The 12,078-nt window shown below is 35.0% G+C and carries 12 protein-coding genes and 1 pseudogene; 2 read left to right on the top strand and 11 right to left on the bottom strand.

Annotated elements, in window-relative coordinates; all coding sequences use genetic code 11:
- Positions 1–68: 68 nt before the first annotated feature.
- Together CI949_RS00850 and CI949_RS00845 are read left to right on the top strand one after the other, a co-directional pair.
- A complete protein-coding gene (locus CI949_RS00850) occupies positions 69–974 on the top strand; it encodes a transcriptional regulator (RefSeq protein WP_108141837.1) in 906 nt (301 codons plus the stop codon).
- Between the two features lie 79 nt (positions 975–1,053).
- The gene (locus tag CI949_RS00845) at positions 1,054–1,479 is read left to right on the top strand and encodes a hypothetical protein (RefSeq protein WP_108141835.1); all 426 of its coding nucleotides are present in this window, start codon (positions 1,054–1,056) and stop codon (positions 1,477–1,479) included.
- 34 nt (positions 1,480–1,513) lie between these two features.
- Here CI949_RS00845 and CI949_RS00840 read toward each other — a convergent pair whose 3' ends face one another.
- From CI949_RS00840 to CI949_RS00790, 11 genes and pseudogenes are all read right to left on the bottom strand, one after another.
- On the bottom strand, positions 1,514–1,639 hold the full coding sequence (locus CI949_RS00840) for a hypothetical protein (protein ID WP_290762145.1): 126 nt from the start codon (positions 1,637–1,639) through the stop codon (positions 1,514–1,516).
- Positions 1,633–1,923 (bottom strand): annotated as a pseudogene (locus CI949_RS00835) (HD domain-containing phosphohydrolase); the annotation flags it as partial. The pseudogene CI949_RS00835 and the gene CI949_RS00840, both read right to left, overlap by 7 nt.
- Positions 1,924–1,939: 16 nt before the next feature.
- Positions 1,940–2,269, bottom strand: coding sequence for a hypothetical protein (locus tag CI949_RS00830; protein WP_290762153.1), 330 nt, complete (start codon positions 2,267–2,269; stop codon positions 1,940–1,942).
- 13 nt (positions 2,270–2,282) lie between these two features.
- Entirely contained in the window at positions 2,283–2,759 is a 477-nt protein-coding gene (locus tag CI949_RS00825) for a PAS domain S-box protein (protein WP_290762142.1), read from the bottom strand.
- A 334-nt stretch (positions 2,760–3,093) separates the two neighbouring features.
- The gene (locus CI949_RS00820; RefSeq protein ID WP_290762139.1) at positions 3,094–4,041 is read right to left on the bottom strand and encodes an ADP-ribosylglycohydrolase family protein; all 948 of its coding nucleotides are present in this window, start codon (positions 4,039–4,041) and stop codon (positions 3,094–3,096) included.
- Positions 4,042–4,111: 70 nt separating this feature from the next.
- Positions 4,112–5,263 (bottom strand): ribose-phosphate pyrophosphokinase, encoded by a 1,152-nt coding sequence (locus CI949_RS00815; RefSeq protein ID WP_290762137.1) that lies wholly within the window; start codon positions 5,261–5,263, stop codon positions 4,112–4,114.
- Positions 5,264–5,421: 158 nt separating this feature from the next.
- On the bottom strand, positions 5,422–6,771 hold the full coding sequence (gene mgtE, locus CI949_RS00810) for a magnesium transporter (protein WP_290762134.1): 1,350 nt from the start codon (positions 6,769–6,771) through the stop codon (positions 5,422–5,424).
- An 88-nt stretch (positions 6,772–6,859) separates the two neighbouring features.
- The gene (locus tag CI949_RS00805; RefSeq protein ID WP_108139328.1) at positions 6,860–9,499 is read right to left on the bottom strand and encodes an AAA family ATPase; all 2,640 of its coding nucleotides are present in this window, start codon (positions 9,497–9,499) and stop codon (positions 6,860–6,862) included.
- Positions 9,500–10,816, bottom strand: coding sequence for a DNA repair exonuclease (locus CI949_RS00800; RefSeq protein WP_108139330.1), 1,317 nt, complete (start codon positions 10,814–10,816; stop codon positions 9,500–9,502).
- 15 nt (positions 10,817–10,831) lie between these two features.
- Positions 10,832–11,299 (bottom strand): hypothetical protein, encoded by a 468-nt coding sequence (locus tag CI949_RS00795; RefSeq protein ID WP_108139332.1) that lies wholly within the window; start codon positions 11,297–11,299, stop codon positions 10,832–10,834.
- A gap of 246 nt (positions 11,300–11,545) precedes the next feature.
- Positions 11,546–11,905, bottom strand: coding sequence for a DUF4870 domain-containing protein (locus CI949_RS00790; RefSeq protein WP_108139334.1), 360 nt, complete (start codon positions 11,903–11,905; stop codon positions 11,546–11,548).
- Between the last annotated feature and the right edge of the window lie 173 nt (positions 11,906–12,078).

Here is a 12,078-nt window from a genome sequence, read left to right as displayed (position 1 = left end):
AGATGTGTATAAGAGACAGGATTTTGTTTTATAATTGACTAAAATAAATAATGTTTGGGGGGAGAATCTTGATTTTAATTGATAATTTAAGAGATGGTTTAAATACTTTTAAAGCTCTGAGTTCAGAATCCAGAATTAGAATTTTGGAATTATTATCTGAATACCACCAGCTCAATATGAATGAGCTCGCGGAAAAGTTAGGTTTAACAAACGGTGCAATTACCTCTCATGTCAAAAAGCTTGAAGAATGTGGCCTGATAAAAGTTTCAACTGAGTCTGCAGCCAGAGGTAATCAAAAATTATGTTATTTACACGAGGATAAACTTATCTTTGATCTAAAAAAGAAAACAGAAGAAAAATTTTATGAATCTGAAATAGCAGTTGGTCATTTTTCTGACTATGATGTCTATCCTACCTGTGGTCTGGCCAATAAGGATCATATAATTGGTGAAGTTGATGATCCGAGTTTCTTTGCTGATCCGGAAAGAATAAACAGTCAAATTTTATGGTTTACTAAAGGTTTTATCGAATACAGACTGCCGAATTATTTAAAACCGGGACAAAAACTTACAGAAATTCAAATTTCAATGGAAATAAGCTCAGAAGCTCCTGGTGTCTGTAGTGACTGGCCATCCGATATCTTCTTTTATTTAAATGATCAGGAACTGGGCAGCTGGACAAGCCCTGGTGATTTTGGAGAGACCAAAGGAATTTTCACGCCTTCCTGGTGGTATCCCAACTGGAATCAGTATGGTCTGCTAAAATTACTTTCAGTTAGTAAATATGGAACCTTTATCGACGGATCAAAAATTTCCGAAGTTACTATTGATCAGCTGGAGCTTGACCATAAGAGTAATTTTAAATTTAAAATTGCTGTTCCAGAAAAAGCTGAAAACAAGGGCGGCTTAACTATCTTTGGTGAGAATTTTGGAAATTATAATCAGAGTATTTATGTAAGGCTAATTTATAGTTAAATCCTGAGAAACTCAGTTTTATCACTTTAAATTAGTCAGACAGTTAGATTAAATATATTTTACGAGGTGTAGTGCACTAATGATGTATAATCAGGATCAATTTATAATTAAACTCGGCAGAAAAGCAACAATAAGTGGTCTAATTGGTTTTGGGTTAGGACTTGCTGCTGCTTTTTTACTTTCTTTTTCGAAAATAGCTGTAGTTTTCACAGCTATTATTTTTGCTTACTTTTTTACTTCTTCTTTCTGGGGGATACATAATTTAAAAATGTGGTTTAACAAATACCGCTATCGAATGCCGCAATATCTCTGGTATTTCTTAAATATTTTTGTCTATTTAGGTGGGGTTTTTGTTGGTTTGGTTGGTTATGGTTTTATTGAACACTTTCTGCTCTTACTGGCAATGGACCAGCACAAAAAGGGAACGGGTTTAATCGGTGCCCAGATTATACTTCTGCCCTATTTGGGTAAAATTTATGCAGATAAAATTAATTATCATTACTAAAATTTCCAATTGAGCTTGAGAATTTAATTTATTTTTACTCTATAAAATTAATGAATTCGGCAGTTAAAGCTGGATCAAATTGGCTCCCAGCTGCTCGATTAAGCTCTTCAATCGCTTCTTTTTTGTTCATTTTTTTAGAATATAGATTCTTATTTAACATAACATCATAAGCATCAATAATGGAGATGATTCTGGATAAATAGGGAATCTCTTCTTTTTTAAACCCTCAGGATAACCACTGCCGTCCCAGTTTTCATGGTGGTGCAGAATAAGCTTTGCCAGAGAAGCAAACTCCTTAGAGGCTGCAGCAATTTTATAACCAACTTCGGAATGTTTTTTTATCTTTTCCCATTCTTTTTTATTTAATTTACCTTTTTTATTCAATATCTTTTCTGATATTGAAATTTTACCAATATCATGCAGTTCAGCCAGTTCAACCAGTCTGTTTTTCTCTGAACTTTTAAGTTTTAAGTTTTAAATAATCTGCAAAGTCAGCTGCTTTTTCCTTTAAGCGCTGAATATGAAAATTGTCTTCATGACTTTTTTCGGCCAGTGAAAGTAATATATTTGAGATTAATTTTCTTTTTGCCTTCTTGCCCTGACTCATCTTCTGCTGATACATTCTTTTATCTGCCAGCTCAAATATTTCAAATAAATCTTCATTTTCTTCATTTTTAACCGCTGCACCCAGAGCCAGAGAAATCGAAATCTGATCTTTATTAGTTTGCTCACAATTCTTTTGAATTCTATTTATTATTTTTTCCATATCTTTTTTGGAAGTAGAAGGCAGCAGGATTGCAAATTCATCTCCCGCCCAGCGGGCAATCAGATTTTTCCTCTTTTATTTTATAATCCGTATAGTCTATTCTCATACTTAAAATTGCAGTTCTAAAATTTGACTGAGTAAACTTAGTCTCTTTCATTAAAAAATATTTTAATTTATTTTTTTTATCATAGGTTTTCATTATGTATTCTTTATCTTCCCCGTTTAATATATCCTCAATACTTTTTTGAGCTCGTATTTTATATTCAATCGGCACTAGGTTTTTAAACATACTTTCTCCCTCAAGCTCTTCTTTGCTGTAACCTGTATATTGACAGATCGAATCATTAACTGTAATAATTGTCCCATCTTTATCAAGTAATAACATTCCAGCTGGTGACTGGTTAAATAATTTTTGATACTGTTCTTCCCTTATTTTTAAGCGGTACTTCAAATCTTCATAATAGATTGCAAAAATGCTCAGCATAAATAAAATTATATTTTGTAGATATAGCAATATTATTTATATTCGCCAAAAATTTACTCTACCCTGCTTTTTATTTACCAGTTTCATCTGGCCTGGGTTGTTTTTGTTCTAATTGGAATAACAATCTTAATTAAAGGTAAAAAAAGATTAAATTAGATTTAACTTTAATCTTAATGGGTTCTGGATTGCAATGAGAATTGACATCACCTTTAGATCAATGCTTATAATCTGGCGTTTCTTATCCGGAAATGGAAGGATTTAGATGTAGTAAATGTTAGAGAAAAAAGGATCGACCGGATTGTAGAAGAATAACCTATTAATCGCAAAGTCCCCCATCATGATTGATATGATGCGGGACTTTTTCTTAACTATTATATAATTTTTCGAAGCTTGTATTTAAAAGGTCAAGTTTTGCCAGCTTATTTACCCACTGCTCAGGTATCTGATCAAAACCATAATAGGCACCTGCAAGCTGTCCGGTTACTGCAGCAACTGTATCTGCATCATCTCCCAGGTTTGCTGCCAGCAATACTGCTTCTTTAAATGAATTACTATTTAAAAAAGCCCAGAGGCTGGCTTCCAGAGTATTGATCACAAACCCATCAGATTTAATTTCTCTTCTTTCTTTTTTAAAAGCACCATTGACTGCCATAATTACCCGCTCATCTAAATTAAGGTCCACAGCAGTATCCTTAAGTACTTTCTCCTTAAAAGCATCCATCTCAATCCGAGTATTAATAAACTGCTGCAGTAAACCGCCAAAATAACGGCAGCTGTCAACTGCCATCTGATTATTATGGGTTGTAAGTGAGCTCTCACCAGAATATTTAACAGCCTTTTTAAAATCATCCCGAAAATAAATAGGAACTGGTGCCAGCCGCATTAAAGAACCATTACCTGCTGCCCTGTCTTTTTCCGGCGGCAGCTCTTTATTTTCCTCAAAATATTCAAGTGAACGGGCTGTATTGGCACCAACATCAAAACAACGACCTGTAGAACTCAAATAACCATTTCGGTACCAGTCTAAATATCTTACAAGCTGGTCTTTAGGGTCATAACCCTTCTCACTTAAACTTTCAGCAAGACAGAGAGCCATTGAGCTGTCATCAGTCCAGTATCCTGCCTCAAGACCATGTGGACCTCCGCCTCTCATCTCTGTAACTTCTTTGAATGTACCCCGCTTTTTAAATTCTACTGCAGCTCCCAGAGCATCTCCAACCAGAAGTCCAATAAAAGCTCCAGCAGCCTTGTCTTTTCTCTTTAGTTCAATTTCTCGCATCAATTTTTGATTATCAGATGGTGTTTGAGCCATTATCTTCACCCTCTCATAAATTTTTTATACCTAAAAAAAGAGAATAATCAGCTGATTATTCTCTTAAAATCTATTTACCAAGGATCTTTTTAATTTTATTTGTAGCATCTAAAAGTGGACTGACTGAATCATCATAATTGACAGTATCAATCAGAAGTGAAATTAATTTAGACATATCTACCTCTTCAAACCACTCTGCATTTTTAAATTTCTGAGGAATATAGGTCATATTGGTTGAGAATAATTTAGTAATATATCCTTTTTCATAGTACTCATCCATTTTTTCAATACCGTTAGTGAAAAATGTAAAAGATACTGCTACATACACATTACGCGCATTTTTATTTTTAAGTTCTCTGGCAATATCAAAAACTGAACCACCTGAGGCAATCATATCATCAACAATTAAAATATCTTTACCTGCTACTTCTGCTCCCATATACTCATGCTGAATAATTGGATTTCTGCCATCTACAATTTTTTTATAATCTCTGCGTTTGTAGAATAGCCCCACATCAAGACCTAAAACACTGGCATAATAGATTGCTCTATCCATTGCCCCTGTGTCAGGAGAAATAACCATCATCGCATCCTTATCAAAACAGATCTGATCATCGACTCTGTGCATTGCCTTAATGATCTGATAGGTAGAATGTAAACTTTCAAAACCGGTCTGTGGAATAGCATTCTGCACTCTTGTCTCGTGAGCATCAAAGGTGAAGATATTTTCCACACCCATATTCTCCAGCTCCTGCAGAGCCATTGCACAGTCTAAAGATTCTCTGCTGTTTCTTTTATCCTGACGGCTCTCATATAAAAGCGGCATAATTACATGAATTCTTCTCGCTTTACCAGCAATTGCAGAAATTAAGCGCTTAACATCCTGAAAATGATCATCAGGACTCATCCGGTTTTCATGTCCGAACATATTATAAGTTACATTATAATTGCCAATATCGGCTAAAATATAAATATCTTTTCCTCTTATTGATTCTTTAAGCTGACCCTTTGCTTCCCCATTAGCAAAGCGAACTATCTCACTATCAATAATGTATGAATCTTTGATTTCATCTACATGATATTCACTGCAGCTGCTGGCAAATTCTTCTCTTCTGCGCTTAACAATATAGTCATCCACTTTTTTACCAAGCTCTTTACAGCTATCATGTACAATAATTCCCAGTTGCCCAAATGGTATCTTAGTGATCTTTTGTTCTTCCACTTTTGTTTTAGCACCTCATTTATATATTATTTTCTTATCCCCTAATACTATTTCAAGATTTAAGATAAATATCCTCTTTTACGACAGCAATTAATGAAAGTTTATATATTATCTATATTCACACATTGATATATTCTGCCATTTAATAAAATAACTGCTTAAATTAAATAAATCAAAAAGCTTCTGGCCAGCCCCAGAAAAACAAAAAATCCAAAAACATCAGTCACTGTAGTTAAAAATATAGCTGAGGCCAGTGCAGGATCGATCCCCAGTGACTGCAGTGAAAGCGGAATCAAAAATCCAAACATACCAGCTATTAAGAGGTTTAAAATCATTGCCAGAAAGATAATAAGTCCCAGATAATAATTACCGTACATTAAATAGAGAATAAAACCGGTAACCAGTCCGGTGGCTGCACCATTAATTATTCCAACAGCTGCTTCCTTAAATAAAAGTTTCCAGTTATCTTTAAAATCAATTTCTCCCAGGGCGATTCCTCTAATAACTATAGAAAGAGTCTGGGTACCTGCATTTCCACCCATCCCAGCTACTATCGGCATTGCCGCAGCTAGAGCAGCAACCTGAGCAATCACATCTTCAAACATGGCAACCGTAAAAGTGGCCAGAAAAGCTGTCGCCAGATTTATAAACATCCAGGGCATCCTGCTTTTAATCGACTGCAGTAAGCTTGTATCTGAACTTTCTTCTTCATCCACCCCGTGCATCTTATATAAATCCTCGGTGTTTTCTGCTTCAATAACGTCAATAATATCATCAACTGTAATAATCCCAATTAAAATTCCACTTTTATTAATTACTGGAATTACTGTCAGGTCATACTTAGCAACCTGCTGGGCAACAATTTCCTGGTCTACATCAGCGGTTACTTTAATAATGTTGTCATCCATTAACTCTTCTAACTTTTTATCATCATCTGAACTCAAAATATCCCTCAAGTCAACACTGCCCACCAGTTTTTTGCTTTCATCAGAAACAAAAATTGTATCAATGATTTCTGTATCAGGAGCGATATTCTTTAATTTCTGCAGGGCCTCTGTAGTTTTTAAATTTTTATTTAATAAAAGATATTCGGTGGTCATAATACCACCGGCAGATTCTCTGTCATATCCCAGCAGATTTTTTACTACCAGTGCATCATCCTGCTTCATATGACGCAGCAGTTCTTTTCTTTTTTGAATTGGCAGTAAACCCAGGATATCAGTAATATCATCAGCTGCCATATGAGAGAAAATCTCAATTATTTCTTCGGAACTTTTGCACTTTAAAATGTCAATCTGCAGCTCTTTTTCTGATTCTTCAAAGATGTCTGCCAGGTCTTCAGTTTCCAGCAATTTGGTAAAGTTATTTATTTCTGAAGCATCAAGTTCAGAAAGAGCTTCTGCAATATCAACTGGATGATTATCTTCTATCCATTCTTCTTTAATGTTTTTTTCTTCAGTTAAATATTTATTAATATCATTTTTAATGTTATCAATTTTTTCTTCCATCTAATCACCCCACTAATAAAATTAAGCTTAAATTCTACTCCTCATTATAACAATAAATAGAGTCAGTTAAAAGTGATTGAAAATAAAATTAATTGTTCAGGTGAGCAATTAATTGCTGAGCACTGCTCAATTCAAAACGGCCCGAATCGAGCTTCCAGTACTGAGCAGAATCTGTTAGCCTGCTGATGAATGAAATTAAATGTGGATGACAGCTTAAAATAAATATCTGATGGCTCCCGGCAAGTTCAGCAAGCAGCTCGGCTGTGTTATAAAGGTGGCTTCGATCAAAATTAACCAGCGAATCATCCAGAACAAGCGGCAGTGGAGGATTAATCTCTTTTATTCTGCTTAATCTAACTGCCAGAAACAGCTGTTCTAAGCTCCCCTGACTCAGCTCCTTAGTCTGTTTTTCTTCTTTATTTTTTGCTGTAATTATTCTAAAATCTCTCTGTTCAAGATCAGAAGCTGTTTTGAGCTGGCTGTAATGACCGCTGCTGATTCTCTTCATGATTTTGGAAGCCGGTTTTAGTAATTCCTCTTCTGCTTTTTCAATCATCTTTGCGCGCAGTTTTTTTAAAATAAAACTAACACTTTGATTCAGAGCGTAGTCCTGAGCCTTTTTTTCCAGTTTTGTCTGTGCCAGATCAATTTTCTGCTGAGCTTTTTCGATTCTAGTAGAAGTAGATAATTCATTAATTCTATTTTTTAAAGTTGTGATATTTTCTTCCAGCTTTCCCTTTTCAGCTTTTAAATTACTCAACTCTAGAGAAAGCGACTCTTTTTCTGCTTCTACTGCTGCAGCTGTGGGAAATTGCTGATAAAAATTAATAAATATCTGATAATAACTCTGTTCTTGATTAATTTCAGTGAGTGCATTTTTTATTTTCTCAGAAGCTTTAAGAGTGTGTTTAAGTTGATTTTTTTTAGTAAGATATTGATCAGTCAGTGCCTTTAAATCTTTAATTAATTCAAAATCTCCAAAGAGATCCTGCTGATTTTTGATTAAATCAACTTCTGCGGCAGCACTAAACTCCAAATCACAGTTTTGTGCTGTATTTTTAATTATTGTTTTTAATTCCTGCAGAGTTTTAAGCAGCTCTGCTTTATTTGAGAAGTGAACTTTTTCCTCATTTTTAAGTTCCTGATACCTTCTCTGCTTATCTCTAATTTCTCTGTAGTAGGAAGCCAAAAATGACCGATATTCATCTTCCTTTATTCCTAATATTTGAGCATAACTGCCCAATTCTTTTTCAAGCTCCTCTAAAAGCTCTGTTTTTTTAGCTAAATTCTGCTCCAGTTGAGCAAGTTCACGCTGCTTAAGCTCTTTTTCTTTTTTTAATTTATCAGCTTTTTCTTTTTCTAACTGGGATGTCTTATAACTGGAGCTGTAGTAGAAAAATGCAGCCAGAGCTATAATCAGCGATAAATATCGCAGCTGATTGAGATTAATTAAAAATGAAGAGCCTAAAGTTAAAATTGAAACAGCTAAAATTAAATAGCTCTGTTTCAAAACAGTTCCAGGTTTTCTAAATTCAACTGCTTCCAGCTCCTGGCTGAGATCCCGCTCATCATTTTTAAGCCTCTTTATTTGTGATTCGATTTTTTCAAGATCTGAATTTAAATTTTCATAATCTTTGAGTTTAAGATTTAATTTCTGCTCTTTTATCAGGTCAAGTTCAATATTATTGAGCTGCTGCAGACCTCCCTCCCAGCTGGAATTTAAACTTTCCAGTTCCAAAAGCAGCTGCTGTCTTACACCAGCTAATTTTTCTTTTTGTAATTGATAATTTTTAATTCTCTCTTTTAATGCTTCTTCTTTCTGCTTAAATTTGTTAATTAATTTATTTTGTTCAAAAAAACTTATCAGTTCATTTAATTTTTTCTGCTGATTAAGATTTTCCGTCTTAGTTTCTGCTTGATCTGGCTCCACAGATCTGCTGGAAGAAATACCAGAGACGGCTCTTTTCAACTTCTGCTCAACCGCTTCTATTTCCTGAAGTTCAGAATAGTTATTTTTTAAGAGGTCAATTAAGATGTATTCATTTTCAACAGACTCAATTTTTTCGTTAAGCTTCTGCAGGCTGCTCTGTTTTTTTAATAACTCTTCTCTCTTATTAGAAAACTCTTTAACCTCTAAAAGTGCCTCGTCCCGGTCATCTTCAGCCTCTCTTATCTGATTATAGTAAGGTTTAAAATCTGCCACAGAGGGGTCACCGCGCTTACCACCCGTATCTACAGCTCTATTATAATATTTATCTGCAAGTTCCGGCACTCTGACCAGCTCTGAAAAACCAGCCCCAAGCAGTATTGAATAAAGCCGTTTTTCTTTCTTTTTACCGCCGGCAATTTTAGATAAATGCTGCAGTTCATCCAGACTGATACTAAATAAGTGCTGATAAGTTAACTGGTCCAGCTGATTAAAAAGTTCAACTGCAGAATGTTCTCTCTGTTTTTCATCTAAGACCCGGGGCTTAGAAAAACCTTCCAAAGAAAGATTATAACTGGTATTTTCTTTTTCCAGCTCAGCTTCTATATAATAATTGCTGGCAGCAGGTGGAATAGAGTTATCCTGCGGCAGGCCGTAGGGTAAGTAGCGGAGAAGCTTTAAAAAACTGCTTTTGCCGGCTCTATTTTTACCGCCAATAACCACCAGCTTATTTGAAATATCATCTAAATTCTGATTGTTGAAAATTCCAAAATCACGAATGTATATTTTCTTATAATGCATTTAATCTCCATCCTCAATTAATTCAGAAATTATAATTCTTTTTGCTTCTGCCATAATTTCCTGCTGCAGCTTTTGATCAGGATAAAATTTGTGGTTCTCTCTATCCTCTGGATCCTGAGTTCCCTGCCAGATCTCTCCCCATTCTGCCAGCAGCTCCTGATTTAATTCTTCCTCAGCTAAAATATCACTAATTAAAGCTTCTAGATTCTTATATAGTGGGTTGCTATTTCTCAATTCAGCCAGTTCTGGTAGGGATTTTGCTGTTCTAAAAATAATTGAATGCAGCCAGCAGCCTGGACTTTGATTAAAATTAGATCGGCGAAATTCTGCCAGCAGAGTCTCTTCCAGTTCTTCGCTGTTGTTTTCAACATGCCGGTGCAGTTCAGTTCTACCTTTGAGCAGCAGGCGAATTATTACCGCTTCAGCCGCAAACTCCTGTTTTTTATTCTGTCTGTTTATTTTATCTCTCAGCTCTTCAATTCTCTGCTGAAGCAAACTCTGCAGTTGACTAATATTATTTAAATCTTCTGCTGTCAAATCAATTTCTAACTGCCGGTAGATAACTGGAGCCAGCGGAATAAATTCTTCAATGCTCTTTAAATTGCTGTCAACCTCAACCAGAATTGCTCCTTTCTGCCCCTCTTCACTAATGTTATGGGCCTGCAGGGTTCCAGAAAAATAAACAGCTGGCTTTTTATTGAGCTGTTCAAACTGATGGATATGCCCGAGTGCCCAGTAATCAATTTCTTTTTTGCTCAGGAGCTCTCCTTTGTTAACCGGAACATAGCGGCTATTATCTTTAGTCAGAGCTGTGTGGAGCAGACCAATATTAAAAACAGAATTATCAGCTGCAGTGTAATAATTATACATGGTTCGTGATTCAAATTTCTGTCTGTAGGACTGCCCGATAATTCTGGCTGCAAGCCTGCCTGCTTTCTGATACTCAAAAGTTTCGACCTCTTCACTGGAAAAGTAATGGACATTTGCCGGGAGTTCAAAAATCTCATTTTCAACTCCCGCGGGATCATGGTTGCCGGAGATCAAAAATAGATCAATATCTTTTTCCTGCAGCTCTTCTGCCTTTTCTAAAAAAAAGCGGCTGGCCTTAACTGATCTTGCTTCCCGATCATAAAGGTCACCGGCAATTAAGATAAAATCAACTTCTCTGCTGACAGCAAGTTTAACTAAGTTTTCAAAGGCTCTTTTACCTGCAGTTCTAAACAAATTTTCATTTTCCGAATGATTTAGACCATTAACACTTAATTCTCTGCCGAGGTGAATATCTGCTGTATGAATAAATTTAATTGGCTTCGACATTAATTTCCTCCAGTCTTAGCTGTAATCTCTCTCAGTTCTATTTTCCCACTTTACAAAAAACCAGCTGAAAACAAAAATTTGGACAGTAACTTCCGGGATTCCTATCAGATGCTCAGCCAGAGACATCTTAGTATAGATAATTCCTTCAATTGAGCCAGGAATTGGTGCTACAGATCCAATCAGCGAAAATCCCCAGATCAAAAAAAACATTTTTACCCAGGCATAATCACTTTTAATCAGAGTATTATAGAAAGGATATAAAATAAAGGCGAAAAAAGCTCCCCTAAAAATTTGAAAAACTGGAGCCATCCTGACAATAGTGGAATCCAGTGAACGAAAATTAGCAAATGCATCCATGGTGACAAAGGCACTGGCATAGTTCTGCAGGTTCATAAAAACTACACCGATAAAAATATAAGTTATAACATGGACCAGGATAAAACGAATTGTAAAATAGACAAATCTTTTAGACGGTTTTAGCATCTTATTCCCCTTTTTCTACTAGTTTTAGTTTGATAGTAATTTTAACCTCTTAATAATATTTCTATATTAAAGAATTAAATCCTGTAAATTAGTTTTAAATTTTGCATAAAATCCATTGACTAATATTAATAGTAGGAATATAATTATTTATGTAAAGGAGTATCCAAAAAGCAAAGCAGCCTGTAGAGTTTTAATTCTACAGGCTTTTTTTAATTAATAGTTAATTATTTAAAATTATAATCGAGCTTACTTATCATTTTCTTCAAAACTCTCTCCAAAAGTTAGTTCCTCAGCCAGATCGCCGACATAAGGCAGTTTAAACAGCTCACCATTATAAGCCTTATACATTAATAAAAACCAGAGAACTGTTCCCACAAAGGTAATTAAAGAAGAAAGCAGGATTCCAAAGACCGGAATCACAAGCACTAAAGACGAAGCAATAAATAAAGAAAAAAAGGTGATCAGTGACTGCATCGCATGAAAGCGAACATGATTATTGTCTTTTTCTATAAAAAGAAAAATCAAACCTGTAATCCAGATGCCTGCATAAGCCAGAATGGCTTCCACATTTTCATCCAGGCCGAGACTGGTTTTTTTATGATACATAATATTTGAGATAATTATCTTTTAACTCAACTGCTAGATAATATCTCTCTCCCCCCTTTTTTCTATAGTTTTATTGTCAGAAAATTGATTGATTTCTTATATCTTTATTTTAACATAAAATCTCAAAATTAAAAAGTACTTTAAATAGAGAAAAAAACCGCCTCTGGCTAAAT

The organism is Halanaerobium sp., assembly GCF_003070835.1.
This window is presented reverse-complemented; position numbering and strand designations above follow the sequence as displayed.